The 15385-nt window shown below is 43.9% G+C and carries 14 protein-coding genes and 2 pseudogenes; 5 read left to right on the plus strand and 11 right to left on the minus strand.

Going from position 1 to position 15385, the window contains the following annotated elements:
* Positions 1 to 8: 8 nt before the first annotated feature.
* Positions 9 to 1028, plus strand: coding sequence for an aldo/keto reductase (locus tag ACRQ5D_RS13815; protein WP_091172044.1), 1020 nt, complete (start codon positions 9 to 11; stop codon positions 1026 to 1028).
* 72 nt (positions 1029 to 1100) lie between these two features.
* The gene (locus tag ACRQ5D_RS13820) at positions 1101 to 1700 is read left to right on the plus strand and encodes a hypothetical protein (RefSeq protein WP_091172046.1); all 600 of its coding nucleotides are present in this window, start codon (positions 1101 to 1103) and stop codon (positions 1698 to 1700) included.
* Positions 1701 to 1762: 62 nt separating this feature from the next.
* Here the strand turns inward: ACRQ5D_RS13820 and ACRQ5D_RS13825 are convergent.
* From ACRQ5D_RS13825 to ACRQ5D_RS13840, 4 genes and pseudogenes are all read right to left on the minus strand, one after another.
* A pseudogene (locus ACRQ5D_RS13825) lies at positions 1763 to 2523 on the minus strand (DUF4846 domain-containing protein).
* Positions 2480 to 3211: a M23 family metallopeptidase gene (locus ACRQ5D_RS13830; RefSeq protein WP_432329245.1), complete on the minus strand. Its 732-nt coding sequence runs from the start codon at positions 3209 to 3211 to the stop codon at positions 2480 to 2482. The pseudogene ACRQ5D_RS13825 and the gene ACRQ5D_RS13830 overlap by 44 nt, the downstream one beginning before the upstream one ends.
* Before the next feature lie 78 nt (positions 3212 to 3289).
* Positions 3290 to 3856, minus strand: a complete 567-nt coding sequence (locus ACRQ5D_RS13835; RefSeq protein WP_091172052.1) for a pentapeptide repeat-containing protein — start codon at positions 3854 to 3856, stop codon at positions 3290 to 3292.
* A 256-nt stretch (positions 3857 to 4112) separates the two neighbouring features.
* Positions 4113 to 4580, minus strand: a complete 468-nt coding sequence (locus tag ACRQ5D_RS13840; protein WP_091172054.1) for a hypothetical protein — start codon at positions 4578 to 4580, stop codon at positions 4113 to 4115.
* 131 nt (positions 4581 to 4711) lie between these two features.
* Between ACRQ5D_RS13840 and pruA the strand changes: the two genes are divergently transcribed.
* Complete coding sequence (pruA, locus tag ACRQ5D_RS13845; protein WP_091172057.1) at positions 4712 to 6349, plus strand: L-glutamate gamma-semialdehyde dehydrogenase; 1638 nt, start codon at positions 4712 to 4714, stop codon at positions 6347 to 6349.
* A gap of 217 nt (positions 6350 to 6566) precedes the next feature.
* Here pruA and can (ACRQ5D_RS13850) read toward each other — a convergent pair whose 3' ends face one another.
* The 5 genes and pseudogenes from can (ACRQ5D_RS13850) to ACRQ5D_RS13870 form a co-directional block, all read right to left on the minus strand.
* Entirely contained in the window at positions 6567 to 7223 is a 657-nt protein-coding gene (can, locus tag ACRQ5D_RS13850; protein WP_091172058.1) for a carbonate dehydratase, read from the minus strand.
* 20 nt (positions 7224 to 7243) lie between these two features.
* Complete coding sequence (locus ACRQ5D_RS13855; protein ID WP_091172060.1) at positions 7244 to 7996, minus strand: YoaK family protein; 753 nt, start codon at positions 7994 to 7996, stop codon at positions 7244 to 7246.
* Positions 7997 to 8411: 415 nt separating this feature from the next.
* Entirely contained in the window at positions 8412 to 9128 is a 717-nt protein-coding gene (gene can / locus ACRQ5D_RS13860) for a carbonate dehydratase (RefSeq protein WP_091172062.1), read from the minus strand.
* A gap of 14 nt (positions 9129 to 9142) precedes the next feature.
* Positions 9143 to 10721, minus strand: a pseudogene (locus ACRQ5D_RS13865) (SulP family inorganic anion transporter).
* Positions 10722 to 10937: 216 nt separating this feature from the next.
* The gene (locus tag ACRQ5D_RS13870) at positions 10938 to 11162 is read right to left on the minus strand and encodes a hypothetical protein (protein WP_432329249.1); all 225 of its coding nucleotides are present in this window, start codon (positions 11160 to 11162) and stop codon (positions 10938 to 10940) included.
* 106 nt (positions 11163 to 11268) lie between these two features.
* Here ACRQ5D_RS13870 and ACRQ5D_RS13875 point away from each other — a divergent pair, with 106 nt between their 5' ends.
* Both ACRQ5D_RS13875 and ACRQ5D_RS13880 read left to right on the plus strand, forming a co-directional pair.
* Positions 11269 to 12810, plus strand: a complete 1542-nt coding sequence (locus tag ACRQ5D_RS13875; RefSeq protein ID WP_217633227.1) for an acyl-CoA carboxylase subunit beta — start codon at positions 11269 to 11271, stop codon at positions 12808 to 12810.
* Between the two features lie 194 nt (positions 12811 to 13004).
* Complete coding sequence (locus ACRQ5D_RS13880) at positions 13005 to 13439, plus strand: GNAT family N-acetyltransferase (protein ID WP_091172066.1); 435 nt, start codon at positions 13005 to 13007, stop codon at positions 13437 to 13439.
* Here ACRQ5D_RS13880 and ACRQ5D_RS13885 read toward each other — a convergent pair.
* Together ACRQ5D_RS13885 and ACRQ5D_RS13890 are read right to left on the minus strand one after the other, a co-directional pair.
* On the minus strand, positions 13414 to 14319 hold the full coding sequence (locus ACRQ5D_RS13885) for a DUF6340 family protein (RefSeq protein WP_143020835.1): 906 nt from the start codon (positions 14317 to 14319) through the stop codon (positions 13414 to 13416). The two genes, ACRQ5D_RS13880 and ACRQ5D_RS13885, sit on opposite strands and share 26 nt — an antisense overlap.
* A gap of 37 nt (positions 14320 to 14356) precedes the next feature.
* Positions 14357 to 15253, minus strand: coding sequence for a DUF6340 family protein (locus ACRQ5D_RS13890; protein ID WP_129568388.1), 897 nt, complete (start codon positions 15251 to 15253; stop codon positions 14357 to 14359).
* Between the last annotated feature and the right edge of the window lie 132 nt (positions 15254 to 15385).

The following is a 15385-nucleotide window of genomic DNA, read 5'->3' on the forward strand; positions in this document are numbered from 1 at the left end:
CACCATATATGAACTATAAATTATTAGGCCGCTCGGGCCTTAAAGTTTCTGAATTATGCCTGGGCACTATGGGCTTCGGTACCGAAGGCGGCTGGGGCGCCGAAAAAGATACCAGCTTTGCCATTATGGATGCCTATGCCAACGCAGGCGGCAATTTTATTGATACCGCCAATGTTTATAAACTGGGTACCAGCGAGAAGATTATTGGCGAATACCTGGGTAATCATGACCGCGATTATTTTGTGCTGGCTACCAAATACACGCTAAAGGATAATACTACCAATCCTAATGCATCGGGCAATAACCGCAAAAACATGATGCGTAGCGTGGAAGAAAGCCTTAAACGCCTCAAAACTGATTTTATTGATGTGCTGTACCTGCACATCTGGGATAATATTACCCCTATTGATGAGGTGCTGCGCGGGTTGGACGATCTGATAAAACAGGGCAAAGTAAACTACGCGGCTATCAGTGATACGCCCGCGTGGGTGGTATCAAAAGGGAATACCCTTGCCGAGCTGATGGGTTGGAGCCAGTTCATTGCCTTACAGGTTGAGTACAGCCTGCTGGCCCGGACTGCCGAGCGGGAGCTGATACCGATGGCAAAACACTATGGCATGACGGTTACCCCATGGGCCCCGCTGGCAGGTGGTGCATTAACCGGCAAATACCTGCGCGGCGAACAGGGACGTGTAAAACCGGAAAGTAACCGCCGTAACGACAGGGCTAAAACTATTACTGAAGTGGTTGTTGGCATCGCCGCTGAATTAGGGGTATCCGAAAGTCATGTTGCCCTGCAATGGATGATGGACAGGGATTTTAGCTGTATCCCCATTGTGGGCGCTACCAAAATTGACCAGTTAAATGATAACCTCAAAGCCATCGACACCAAATTAACCCCCGAACATTTCAAAAAGCTGAATGAAGTAAGCGCTATTGAATTAGGTTTCCCCGGCGATTTTTTCAATGAGGATGCTGTAAAAATGAACAGCTTCGGCGGGTTTTATGATAGGGTTGAAAAAAGGTAGCGCTCATTTCATTTATATATTTTTTGATGTAAATTTAGGCGGGAACAATAAGAAAGAGCCCGCCTAAACTTTATGAAAAAATTCCTCATTCTGCTATTTATCTTATCGGTAGCTTTTACAAGATCACATGCCCAGGAGTTGGTTCCCGATGCTCAATTCTCAACACTCATAGGCTTTTTAAATGAGGAGAACTGGCCTGAGGCCGCCAAACTATCCGAAGCTATTTTAAAGAAAATTCCCGGAAACAAGCAAGACGATGATGCACCGGCTGTTATCAGGTACATGCATATTATATCCGAGGCCGGTTTAATGTACATGGGTAAATTAACCAAAACTGAGGCATTGAAAAATGTTTCGGGTTATATCGGTCATACTATTTTTTCCCCATCCCGATATACTTCGCTGAAATATGGGCTTAACCGCATTGTAAGTTCTGATAATAAAACGGATACACTCGCCTCATCCTGCACCAACAGGAAGGGAACAGATTTATATACTTCTGAAAGTATAGTGCCCGCCCATCCCATTACTATAGACGAGTTTAAAAGTTATGATGGTAAATTATTCAGGATAGGCGGGGTGTTAAAATCAATATCGGTGGCCGGGAATATGATGCCGCATTTTAATATAGTAATAGATAAGGCCATATTAGAACCCGGTGATAAGCAGTAAAAATAGGTAAGTGCTCCCGGTTCCTTTTTGGGCACATCAACATGTATCCCGGACAGGGTACTTTAATCAAACCGCTTCAGATAATTTTTACTGATCAGCTCGCCATACATGATCCCGCTGTGCTGGTCCATAGCAAACCACGGTGAATCATATTTTAATACCTGGATATTTTGGGCCGGCATAAAACTCTGCGCCAGTAAAAATTGCTTTTGATGAGCGGCATTTTCTACTACCTCAAGCACAATAAAACAATGCCCGGGCGAGCCCCCTCGGATGAACACATCACCTGGTTTTACATCCTTGGGGTTAGTTACAGTTTTTAATTCTTTTTGCAGGGACAGGGTGCCCGCATAACTGAATACCAAATTCATGTAATTTAAAAATGCCGGGTACGAATAATCGGGTTTGGCTTTTAATACCCAATGGTCGTTTTTGTAGCGATAGCCTTTAGCATAATGTTCATAATCGCATTTAAAACCGCTGGTAAAGTTGAAAGAAATTTCGTTGAATTTTTTTGCTGATAAAGGTATTCGCCGCGTAAGCGCATCACCGCGTCGGCACATTGCTGCAGGTCCTGGTTGCCTATGCTCATGTCAATAACCGCAGCAGTGTAAACATCGGTACGGGCAATATCGCCTCTATAAGTTTTGGTTGGTGTGCCCGCCGGCTTTAAAGGTAAAGCCTGCAGCCATGCCCCGAAACTGCCGGGTGACGCTGCTATACGCTGATAGCCTGCCGGTACCGCGAATCTTTTAATCACGTTATCCGGAGGAGCAATGTTAATATTCAAAAATAAAAGCAGGCAGGTGATCAGGATTTTCATAACGTTTTGGCTTTTTTAGCTGTTCATAAGGGTTATAAGGAACGGGGATACCATCTACCAGTTTAAATGCCGAAAAATGCAGGTGAGTAGGGGAGCGTTTTTTATAAGCGTTGTACCCTGTTCTGCCAACCTCGGCTATTTTTTGTCCCTGCGTAACATAGCCGCCCGGTTTTACAAAAATCTGGTTATTGTGCGCATAGTACGTGAAAATATGGGTTGCCGGATGATAGATCCAGATAAATTTGCCTCCCCGCATATTGCTGTTGGGCTCCCATTGATTGGTACAGGCTATTACCCAGCCGTCATCAACTGCAATAACATCAACCGCTTTTTGAGTATGGTCGTCAATGCAATCCTGATTGCGGTCGTTGATAAAAATATCGTGTGCAGGATGGGCGCCATGCTTGTTGCCGTCAAGGTAACGGTATCCTTTATCAAAATAACCATTACCATGAGTACCGCCAATGGCGCTGCTTTTATAGCCCTTTAAGGGGAATACCCATTGCGTTTTTGGAATGATCCGCTCAGCACGGATCATTTCCAGAATGTTAATTCGTTTTAACAGGGTTTCAAATTGCTTTTGAGCTTCCGGTTTTTTGACACCACCATTTAAAACCAGGTTGTTAAAATCATTGAATTTGGTAAACGCAGAAGTATCACGCTGAGCTAAAGCCCCGGTGCTTATCAACAGAAAAGAAAAAACAGGACAAGTTTTTGCATAAGGTTTATAATCAATAACATTAACTAATAAGCGGGTGAAATATTGTTATCCTATCCGGATATCATATTTGTTAAGCAATCCCGGTAAACCATGAAGCGAGAACTTTGCTTTTTTGATGATGTTATCATCCGGATCGATGATGAAGTTATAGGATGTGCTCAGGTCGGCGTTTTTAAGGATGGTACGACTGAAGAAAGCGTTTTTAAGATTACAGTTAATGAATTTACAATCGCTCAGGTCGGCCTCGGTCAAGTCGGTTTCCATCATGGAACAATCGGTGTAGGTTGCTTTCTTGTTCTTCTTTTTATAAAACACGGCATTGTCTAAAATACAATCCTCAAAATGTACCTCGAACAAAAAGTCGTTAGCCTTGCCAAAGTTTACGCCGCTTATTTTGCAGTGCTTAAAACGAATGTTCTGCAAGCCGGTATTGCCTAATTCGGCAAGGAGCAGGTTGCAGGTATCAAACTGGCAGTCGACGAAAGTAATGCCCGTGAGATGGGCATGGGCGAGGTCACAGTTGATGAATTTACAGTTTTCGTAAGTGGCGCCGTTGAGCTGGCCGGCGGTTATTTTGGTAAAAGTTTGATCTTCGTAGAGGAGGGATTGCATGGGGGCAAATGTAAAAGGTTAAAGGGAATGGGATGGTTTCCGGTCTCTTTAAATTAAATAAATATGATCAACCATCATGCTTACCGGATTTGCATGGCGTACAAGATTTCTGTTTCAACCTCACGCGCAATCTTACTTCGCTCAATCGATAAATCAGTATTTTGTTAATTACAACCGTTTACAACAAACGAAGGGCATGTTATATTTCCATTCGGCGGTGATACAATCTATGCCAGTGTTTTAACAACGAATGATTTCATTTGATCGCTTTGATAGACTTTTTTTGTACAGTTTCATTTTTAAGTGAAGTACTCTGATGTGAGCTTAATAGATTGTTAACGAATGTATAAATACCTAACAGAGCACCTAAACAAGCCAATGCAAAGGTGATCCAATATGTCTTATAAATTCTCTTTGCATTTTTAAGATCTATAATTACCTTATCATTTGATAATTTTTCTTTCAAATCATTTGCTGCTTTATGTCCAACATAACCTCCGGAGATGCTGAATACTCGCCCTTCAGTAGTAGGAATGCTATTAAATGGATCGTTCTTGGTTTTCTGTTCGCGCTTTATATAGCCATCTTTTGATAGCTTTTCTAATAATTCGACTGCTTCGTTGTAGTTGTTATTGAGATATTCCGAAAGTCCTATTTCATCCCTTTCATTAATTATAAAGTTCAATATTGCATCAAGCTTTTCTAAAATAGTATAGTCCTTCATAACATAAAAATATACAATTAAGTTGTGCTAATGTATTTTAACTAAATATCAGCTTCCCGTAATTTCCTAAATAGCCTACCCAACCTTCCCCTGCAAAATCCCTATCTTTGCGGCAACATAAATTATCATCTATGCTTAAAGGATTTTTTAATGTTCCGGCACCGATAAATGAGCCCGTTTTAAATTACGGTCCGCGGAGTTTGGAGCGTGTGGCGCTTAAGGCAGCTTTAGAAGCCGGTCGTGCCCAACAATTAGATATACCTATGTACATTGGCGGCAAGGAAGTACGTACCAACACCAAGTTGGAAATTCGTCCGCCGCATGATCATAAACATTTGCTGGCTACCTTCAGCGAAGGTGATGCAAGTCACGTCACAGCCGCTATTGATGTAGCCCTTGCAGCCAAAGCCGACTGGGAAAGCCTGGCCTGGGAACAGCGTGCTGCTATATTCCTGAAAGCCGCCGAACTGATAGCCGGTCCATACCGTGCCGAAATCAATGCAGCCACTATGCTTGGTCAGTCAAAGAACGCTTACCAGGCCGAGATTGATTCGGCTTGCGAGCTGATCGACTTCCTGCGTTTCAATGTGGAGTACATGACCGAGATTTACAAACAACAGCCGCCGGTATCGGGCAAAGGTGTTTGGAACCGTGTAGAACAACGCCCGCTTGAAGGGTTTGTGTTCGCGCTTACGCCATTCAACTTTACGGCTATTGCCGGGAACCTGCCTGCATCTGCAGCCATGATGGGCAATGTAGTGGTTTGGAAACCTGCTTATACGCAAATCTACGCTGCTAACGTGATCATGAAGATTTTTAAAGAAGCCGGCGTACCCGATGGCGTTATCAACCTGATTTATGTTGATGGCCCTGTTGCAGGCGAGGTGATCTTTAACCACCCTGATTTTGCTGGCATACACTTTACAGGTTCAACCAAAGTGTTCCAGAACATCTGGCAAACAATTGGTACCAATATCCACAAATACAAAACATATCCACGTATTGTAGGCGAGACCGGTGGTAAAGATTTTGTACTTGCCCATCCGAGTGCCAACGCCGATGTGGTAAGCACTGCCCTTGTTCGCGGCGCTTTTGAATACCAGGGACAAAAATGTTCGGCTGCTTCAAGGGCTTATATCCCGGCTTCATTGTGGCCTGCGGTAAAAGCAAACATGCAGCGTGACATTACTTCGTTTAAAATTGGCCCGGTAGAAGATTTTGAAAACTTCATCAATGCCGTGATCACCGAAGTATCGTTTGATAAACTGGCCAAATACATCGACGCTGCTAAAGCCGACGAAGGTGTTGAAATTGTTGCCGGTGGCAGCTATGACAAAAGCAAAGGATGGTTCATAGAGCCAACTGTATTAAAAGTCGAAGATCCGTACTACGTAACCATGTGCGAGGAACTTTTCGGCCCGGTACTAACAGTATATGTTTACGAAGATGATAAATTTGATGAAATCCTTGAAGTTGTAGATAAAACATCTATCTACGCGCTTACAGGCTCAATCATCTCGCAGGACAGGTATGCTATTGAAAAAGCTACCACCCGTTTACGCAACGCGGCAGGTAACTTCTACATTAATGATAAACCTACAGGAGCGGTAGTTGGTCAGCAGCCATTTGGCGGCGCAAGGGGATCAGGCACTAACGATAAAGCCGGATCAATGATTAACTTGCTTCGCTGGGTATCGCCACGCACCATCAAAGAAACCTTTGATCCACCAAAGGATTACAGGTACCCGTTTTTGGCTAAGGAGGTGTAGCCCCCGGCCCCCTAAAGGGGGAGCAATAGACAACGATATAAAAAAGCGATGAGTTTATTAATTCATCGCTTTTTTTGTGCAAAAAACTCAAAAACAACTTGTCATTTCCTTTGGTTTAAAGGAAATGACATTTTTTAAATAGAAAAGCGATGAGTCGACAGACTCATCGCTTTTCTATTTATCCTCTATTCCTCCCCTTTAGGGGGCCGGGGAGCGACTATTTAAATTTAAACACAGCATCCATTTTCTCATTGCTGGATGTGCTTACTTTCATATCGTTGATAAGGCCGGTGCTGAGGCTGTAAACCCAGCCGTGTACCGAAAGTTCCTGCCCATTTTTCCAGGCATTTTGCACGATAGATGTTTTGCAAAGGTTGTTCACATTTTCTATCACGTTCAGTTCAACCAGGCGGTTACTGCGCTCGGTTTCGTTTTCAATGGCGTCAAGCTCATCGGCATGTAAGCGGTAAACATCTTTGATGTGGCGCAGCCAGTTATCAATCAGGCCAAACTGGGTATTGCCCATGGCCGCATTAACACCACCGCAGCCGTAGTGACCGGTAACAATTACATGCTTCACTTTTAATACGTTCACCGCGTAATCAAGCACACTCAGCATATTCATGTCCGAGTGGATAACCATGTTGGCAATGTTACGGTGTACAAAGATCTCGCCCGGGGCGGTATTGGTGATTTGGTTGGCAGGCACGCGACTGTCGGCGCAGCCTATCCAAAGTATAGGGGGCTTTTGCCCGTTAGCCAGTTTATCAAAATATAGAGGATCTTCGGCTAAAGCACCTTCAATAAATTTTTTGTTTCCTTCCAGTAAGCCTTCATAGGTGATATGACTGGTATCATGAATTTGAGCACACATATATTTAAAAAATTGATGTTTTAAGATGCGGTTTGACGTTTTCTGCCTGATGCAAACATACGGCTAAGTTTATGCAAAGCAAGTGGCGAAACATCATAATACATAATGGTAAGCAAAATAACAGGGATAAAATAAAATATGGCAAACTCATACAGGTTAAAGAAGTATCCGCCTGCCAGTGCGCCGAACAGGTAAAAGCCAAGCACCGTAAACCTGATCAGTATTTTATTACCGGCGGCTTCCGTATTTTTGGTACGCGGATGGAACCATTCGGCCACCTCACTGCCCAGGTCGGTAAATAAACCGGTTAAATGACTCGATTTGATCAGGCCACCCGAGATATTGGAAACCAGGCTATTCTGCAATCCCATCGAAAACAAAATAGCGCTGATCACAATTTCGCGCTCCATCTGTGTTTCCCGGTAAAAATTATGCCCGTAAATGGCTACTCCCAGTAAAATAACAGCTTCAATTACCATTGGGGTGGAGTTTGCCCGCCACCTGCTTTTATCATCAAATGAGCGTACAATAAAACTGGATACAAAAGCCCCGGCAAAGAACATCAGCAGCCAAACTAAAAATATGATCATCTGGCGGTAGTTTTGTTCAATAATGTGTTTGGCGAGGTTAGCCACATGCCCGGTAATATTTGAGGTAAAAGCCAAAAAAGCCAGCATGCCCGCCACATTGGTAACGCCTGCTACAAATGCCGTTGATGAAGCCAGCATCAGGTTTTCTTTAAGGGTACGTTGTTCTTTTACAGCTTTAAGCATAGATATTTCACGGCAGGGGTTTCTGTTAAAATTACAAAAAACTTAACCGCGTTTATATAAGCTTGTTTGATGCAAGGGATAATATTTTAAACGAATTGGGAATAAATATAAAAATTGTCATTTCGACGATCAGTATGCGGTGAAAAGCGAGGGGAGTGAGGAGAAATCTTATACGTGAACTATGCGCATCCACTTTACAGGGCGTAGAAGATTTCTCTTTCGCACCTGCGCTCTATCCCCACGCTGCTCTATCGAAATGACATTTTTTATTAAAGATTTTTAAGCCCTCCCTTCCGGGGAGGGTTTGGGTGGGGTGCTAAAAAAATCCCGGCCACTTCCTAAGAGCCGGGATCAACTTAACAATCAAACCTCCCTACGCCCCTTACGGCGTCGGAAGCACTGATCAAATTATATTTTAGTGTGCTGCTACAGCTTCAACGTCAAGCTCGTATACGTAGCCTAAATTATGAGGGCTGCTGCTGCTAACTTTCAGATCTTTAACCAGGCCGCTGCCCAGGTCAATTACCCAACCGTGTACTTCAAGGTCATGACGTTCTTTCCACGCGTTTTGGATAATGGTGGTTTTACACAGGTTATATACCTGCTCGGTAACGTTAAGCTCAACCAGGCGGTTAACTTTGGCGGTCTCGTCGGTTATACGGTCAAGTTCATGGCTATGCAAACGGTACACATCCTTAATATGGCGCAGCCAGTTATCAATTAAGCCAAATTGTTTGCTGCTCATAGCAGCGGCAACACCGCCGCAACCATAGTGCCCGGCAACAATAACATGTTTTACTTTTAGTACGTTAACGGCATAGTCAAGCACACTCAGCATGTTCATGTCCGAGTGTACGCATACGTTGGCAATATTGCGGTGCACAAACACTTCGCCGGGTTTGGTACCGGTTACTTCATTAGCCGGAACACGACTATCTGAGCAGCCTATCCACAGCACTTCAGGACTCTGACCTTTGGCCAGGTTCTTAAAATACTCACCATCCTCGGCAAGTTTACGCTCAACCCAGGCGGCGTTGTTTTTAATTAAAGCACTGTAACTGCTTGACTGGGCCAGTTTAATATTGTTTGTATCTATTACGGCTTTACCGTTTGTTTTTTCTTGTGTTGACATTGTTTTTCGATTTTTTAGTTAGGGTTATAAACCAGTTCTTTTAAAGGAGGTACATCGTACTTGTCCTTTACTTCGTTCAGTTGCACAATAATGCCCTTGGTATAGGCATTGTGCTTGTAATTGTGGATGATCTCCAGCACATCCGGATCGATGTACCTTGAGTTCGCTCCGTCGATCACCACTTCGGCGCCTTGTGGCAAGCTGGTAAGCGTTACCTGTATGGCAGCCTTGTTCAGGAAGGATACTTCCTCGGCCAGCTTAATCTTAATAACTTTTTTGCTGCCATTTTTTTCAATGTGATAGAAATAAGGGTTACGCAGGTTGGTACGCAGAATATAAAAGATCCCCACCAGCATGCCTATGCCCACACCAATAAGCAAATCGGTCATAACAACGGCCACAATGGTAACTACGAAAGGGATAAACTGGCTCAAGCCCTGGTGCCACATGTGCTTGAAAAGGCTTATACGAGCCAGTTTATACCCAGTCATAAGCAGGATCGCTGCCAAACACGACAGCGGGATATGGTTAATTAAAGACGGTATCGCCAGTAAAGCAACCAATAACAATATACCATGCAGTATGGCGCTCACTTTAGTGCGGGCACCGGCATTTACGTTTGCCGACGAGACGAACAATTACTGCCGTCATGGGTAAGCCGCCAAGCATACCGCTAACGATATTGGCCGTTCCCTGTGCAAGCAGTTCGCGGTTGGTGGGCGAGATACGTTTGATAGGATCTATTTTATCTACAGCCTCCAGGCTCAGCAGTGTTTCCAAACTGGCAACCACCGCAATGGTGAAAGCCGTTATCCAAACCTGCTTGTTGCCTATCTGGCTAAAATCAGCCGATTTAAACAGCGCAAAAAATTCGGCACTGCTGTTCACCAGCGGTATGCGTACAAACTGCTTATCAAGCAAGGCAAGGCCTGTTCCGGAAAACGCGAGGCTTAGCCCGATACCGGCCAGTACCACCAATAAAGGAGCCGGAACTATAGCCAGCTTTTTAAACCTGGGCCAGTAAATCATAAATGCCAGGGACACCACGCTGATGATCACTGCGCCATAGTTTATCCTGGCGAAAGCCCGTGTTATACCCGAAAAAGTATTGTGTTCATCAATTTGGCGAAAGCCCTCATCGCCTTCAAAATCGGCATCATAGCCAACCGCGTGCGGAAACTGCTTCATGATCAAAATAATACCTATCGCTGCCAGCATCCCCTCAATAACCGATGACGGGAAGTAATTGGCAATGGTGCCGGCTTTAACAATTCCAAGTATGATCTGGAAAACACCCGCCAGTACCAGGGCCATTAAAAAGGTTTCGTAAGCGCCAAGCGTAGTAATGGCATTAAGTACAATTACTGTTAAACCAGCCGCAGGACCGGCCACACTCAGTTGCGAGCCGCTAAGCGTACCTACTACTATACCGCCAATAATGCCTGTTAATACGCCTGCGAAGAGCGGCGCTCCCGATGCCAGCGCTATACCTAAACACAGCGGCAAAGCCACCAGGAATACAACGACACTTGAAGGAATATCCCTTTTTAAATTTTTGGGCAGAAAATATTTTTTTAGGTTGAGATTGCCCATAGCAGCCTCACCTTGCTTGATTTGCATAAGAATGAAAATTGAGTAAGATTGTTAAAATGAATTAAAAAGCATTGCTATCCGGATAGGGAAGTATCCGGTTAAATTCACCTTATGCGTTTGGAGGGGGTGTAGGAACTACAGGGTGATAAACCTGTTTATATAATGCGTTTTCCTGGTTGTGGAGAACTTTGGTTTCGGCAATAAATGTGATGAAGTTTATGGTATGAAGGTCATACTCATCGAAGATTTTTTCTCTTTCACAAGGTCTTTTTCGGGGCTGTCTTTTTCAGTTTTGCTTTCCTGCTCCAACTGAAGGATCACCGCACTTACCGTTTTATTATCAAGATATAAAAAAACAGGTGCAAGCGAAATGCCCATCTTTATTACAAAGACGGTCATGAACAGCGCCACTACCCATATTTTATTATTCCTGATCTTCATCAACACAAATATATAAAAATCCGTTATTAAACCACCAGAATAAGTAAGCAAAAGCTATTCTTACAATATAATTACTATTTTTAGACAATTACTAACAACCTGAATTGTGGATAAAAAGCTTGATCTGTTAAGGCTAAAACGTCATGAAGCCATGCAGGGCGGAGGCCCGGTACGTATTGAAAGTCAGCATAAAAAAGGAAAATTAACGGCACGTGAACGTTTACATTTTTTATTGGATGAAGGCTCGTTCCAGGAGATAGGGATGCTGGTTACCCACCGCTCCATTGATTTTGGCATGGAGAAAGAAAAATATCCCGGCGACGGTGTTGTTACAGGTTATGGCACCATAAACGGACGGCTCACCTACGTATTTTCCCAGGATTTTACAGTGTTTGGCGGCTCGCTTTCCGAAACCCATGCCGAAAAGATCTGCAAGATCATGGATCTCGCCCTAAAGAATGGCGCTCCCCTTATCGGTCTTAATGACTCGGGCGGTGCGCGCATCCAGGAAGGTGTGGTATCCCTTGGCGGTTATGCCGATATTTTTTACCGCAATACCATGGCATCGGGCGTTATCCCGCAAATCTCGGCTATTATGGGGCCATGCGCAGGTGGTGCTGTTTACTCGCCTGCTATTACCGATTTTATTTTGATGGTTGAGCATACCTCATACATGTTTGTTACCGGGCCTAATGTAGTAAAAACGGTTACGCATGAAGTGGTAACCTCCGAAGAACTGGGCGGTGCCAATACCCACGCCAGCAAATCGGGCGTTACTCATTTTGCCTGTGCCAATGAAATAGCCGCCATTCAGCATATCAAAAGCCTGCTGAGCTATATGCCTCAAAATTGTGAGGATAAAGCTCCCGCCGCTCCCTACGAAAACGGCGACGAGCTTAGGCCCGAGTTAAACACCATCCTGCCATCAATAGCCTCACAACCCTATGATATCCGCGAGGTTATTGATCATATCATCGATAAAGCTTCGTTTTTGGAAGTGCATAAAGATTTTGCTGAAAACATTGTGGTGGGCTTCGCGCGCCTGGCAGGCCGCAGTATTGGCATAGTGGCTAATCAGCCCGCTTTTTTGGCCGGGGTATTGGATATCCATTCATCAACCAAGGCTGCACGTTTTGTGCGCTTTTGCGATTCCTTCAACATTCCGCTGCTGGTGTTTGAAGATGTTCCCGGCTTTTTGCCCGGTACCGACCAGGAATGGAATGCTATTATCACCAATGGCGCTAAACTGTTATATGCTTTTTGTGAAGCCACCGTTCCGCGTGTTACTGTAATTACGCGCAAGGCTTATGGAGGCGCTTATGATGTAATGAACTCCAAACATATTGGTGCCGATATGAACTTTGCCTGGCCATCGGCCGAGATTGCGGTAATGGGAGCCAAAGGTGCCGCCGAAATCATTTTTAAACGCGAGATCACGAAGGCCGAAGACCATGAAGCCAAATGGCTGGAGATGGAACAATTATATTCAGATACCTTTGCCAATCCCTACCGTGCTGCCGAACGCGGATTTATCGACGAAGTTATTGAACCTGCCGAAACGCGCATTAAATTGATCCAGGCTTTTAAAATGCTGGAAAATAAAGTAGTGAACAACCCAAGGAAGAAACACGGGAATATTCCACTGTAGATTTGGGAATTCGGATGTTCGATTTCGGATTTATTTCTTTTTTATTGTAGATGCCGTAATTGCCTTTCTGGCTGTTTGCTGGCGCAAGTATGTGCGGCCGCCAGCGCCGTGATTATTTGTGCCTTCGGCAATAGAAAATCAGATTTGTTTACCTTTGCGTTTCTAATTCCGAAATCGAACATCCGAAATCCGCAATGAAAAATATCTCTATCGAACAAATCCGTCCCGAGCTTACCTGGCGGTTAAGGCAACGTATATTATACCCCGAAAGCAAGCTGTACGAAATGGAGATGGAGGAGGATAACCACGGGTATCACTTTGCTGCATTTAAAGATAATCATATCATAGCGGTAGTATCACTCTTTAATAAAGGGAACGATTGGCAGTTTCGCAAATTTGCTGTTGATGAAACCATGCAAAACATGGGAATAGGCCGTGCGGTATTGCAGCATATTACCGATTTTGTCCTTGTAAGCGGGGGGACCCGCCTGTGGTGTAACGCAAGGTTATCGGCCATTCCATTTTACCTCAAAGCTGGTTTTATTCACACAGGTAATTTCTTTTCAAAAAATGGTTTCGATTATGAGATTCTCGAAAAAGAACTTACTCCTTCTCTAAATCAGGAATAATTGCAGTCGCCTTAACGTTTTGTTGTTTTTCGTTCGATAATTTTGCTGCCTTTAAAGCTTCTTCAATGTCGCCCTGTGCTTCATATAACACCGCCAAATTGTAAGCCGCATGGCTGGCCAGTTTAAGATCGGGCCCATCAATAATTGGATTCAGTATTTTAAAGGCCTCATTATATCGCTTTGCTATCATGTGGTTAATAGCAACCTTCAAGCTGTCGTTATCAGCATATAATTGCCGCTGGTTAGTTAATGTAGATGGCAGATAATCCTTTATCGCATCAATAGCCGCATTACCTGCCGACTGGCTTATGGCCGCACCATTGCCTTTTACCGTAGGATGTACCAGCAAGGCAGCAATTATACCGTAATAACGGCTCTCCGAATGAAAATCCTTCGCTTTCCCTCTAAGAATTTTAAAATACTTGCCGTTGCTTTCGTATAAAGTAAACCTTGTATTAACCACCGTGGTATATACTTCCATGGTATCAACAAGCTCTACGGGGATATCGGCACTAAGCGAGTCAAGCGTTAAAACATAGTTGGCATTGCATTTTTCGGCAAGTGTTTTTATTGGCGTGGTATCTGCAATCAAATTAACAGAGTCGGCAAGTACTGTTGTTTGGATGCGGGGCAGCATATCAAGCTGTTTGGCTGCCATTGCAATAGCGCTGTAAGCGCCGCCCTTAAGTACAGCTCGTTTGCGTTTATTTTTATTAGCTACCGAGTCAACAGTAAACCTGTTTACTACTACAACTTTGGTTTCGTTATGCCCCAATTCCAGTTTAGGGGCGTAATTAACCGGTACTGTAATTTCATAATTTACACTGCAGGCTGCCAAACCCATGGCAACGAGCACACAAATGGCAAATAAGTTTTTCAAGGTATTTGTAATAAGGTTGGTTTAGGTTTTGAGGACTTTACTCTTTCATCAAATCAACAATAATAGCTTTGGCAAAATCATTGGGCTGTTTCTGGTTCGAGATCTTGGCCACCTCAAGTGCGGCCTCGATATCGCCCTGCGCCTCATATACTACGGCAAGGTTGTAAGCTGCGCGGCTGGCAAGCTTCAGGTCGGGCCCGTCAATAAGCGGGTTTAATAGCTGGAAAGCCTTATCAAATTTACCGGCTTTGATCAGTTCTACCGAGCTGCTTAGCTGGTCGCCATTGGTATACAGGGGCCTGTCATGATAATCGGTGTACGGCAGGTAATCCTTTAGGGCATCCAATGCCGAATTACGGATAGCATCAAATAACGGCCCGCCATGGGCAAGTAAGCTGGATGCATTACCATAAGGATTATTATCATTTATTTCAGCCTCACCGTTTAGCTTTTTAAAGTAGATGCCATTGGCTTCGTAAAGAGTAAAGCTGGTTTTAACCACCGATACCCGGTAAACCGACGGTACGCCGTTATAATAATCCTGCTCCAATTTGGTTTCGCCTTTAAAATCCTCAAACGCGAGCACATAAGAAGCGTTGTATTTTTTTGCCAGAAATTTCACCGAATCGGTATTGGCGGTAAAGTTAACCGAGTCAACCAGTTGTACAACTTTTACACCGGGCAGCGCATGCAGCTGTACCGCTGCATGGTTTATAGCGGTATAAGCGGCGGCTTTAAATGTAGTTAATACGCGTTTATTGCGGTTACGGGTCGAATCGGGCATGTAGTGGTTAATGACCACGATGGTTGTTTTTGCCCTGTTAAAATTCAGCTTCGGCGCGTAATCAACCGGAACATTTACATATTGAGGAACGCTGCATGCCGCTAAAAAACATGCCGCAAATAGGATACAAGTTAGCCTGAATAGTTTCACCTTATTAAAAATTAAATATCGTGGAAAGGTATAACATAAGCATGAAAGCTTTATGAAATAACCGGTCATTTTTGTATCAAAACAAACCAGCGCCTTCATTGTGACTAAATATTTTCAAAAACGTTTAATAAT

The sequence above is a fragment of the Mucilaginibacter sp. P25 genome, assembly GCF_050859465.1.
Classification (GTDB): domain Bacteria; phylum Bacteroidota; class Bacteroidia; order Sphingobacteriales; family Sphingobacteriaceae; genus Mucilaginibacter; species Mucilaginibacter gossypii.

What these genes read in the sequence shown, in the direction of transcription:
- ACRQ5D_RS13815 (WP_091172044.1), top strand. Translation starts at nt 9, where the DNA reads ATGAACTATAAATTATTAGGCCGCTCGGGCCTTAAAGTTTCTGAATTA.
- ACRQ5D_RS13820 (WP_091172046.1), top strand. Translation starts at nt 1,101, where the DNA reads ATGAAAAAATTCCTCATTCTGCTATTTATCTTATCGGTAGCTTTTACA.
- ACRQ5D_RS13835 (WP_091172052.1), bottom strand. Translation starts at nt 3,856, where the DNA reads ATGCAATCCCTCCTCTACGAAGATCAAACTTTTACCAAAATAACCGCC.
- ACRQ5D_RS13840 (WP_091172054.1), bottom strand. Translation starts at nt 4,580, where the DNA reads ATGAAGGACTATACTATTTTAGAAAAGCTTGATGCAATATTGAACTTT.
- pruA (WP_091172057.1), top strand. Translation starts at nt 4,712, where the DNA reads ATGCTTAAAGGATTTTTTAATGTTCCGGCACCGATAAATGAGCCCGTT.
- can (WP_091172058.1), bottom strand. Translation starts at nt 7,223, where the DNA reads ATGTGTGCTCAAATTCATGATACCAGTCATATCACCTATGAAGGCTTA.
- ACRQ5D_RS13855 (WP_091172060.1), bottom strand. Translation starts at nt 7,996, where the DNA reads ATGCTTAAAGCTGTAAAAGAACAACGTACCCTTAAAGAAAACCTGATG.
- can (WP_091172062.1), bottom strand. Translation starts at nt 9,128, where the DNA reads ATGTCAACACAAGAAAAAACAAACGGTAAAGCCGTAATAGATACAAAC.
- ACRQ5D_RS13870 (WP_432329249.1), bottom strand. Translation starts at nt 11,162, where the DNA reads ATGAAGATCAGGAATAATAAAATATGGGTAGTGGCGCTGTTCATGACC.
- ACRQ5D_RS13880 (WP_091172066.1), top strand. Translation starts at nt 13,005, where the DNA reads ATGAAAAATATCTCTATCGAACAAATCCGTCCCGAGCTTACCTGGCGG.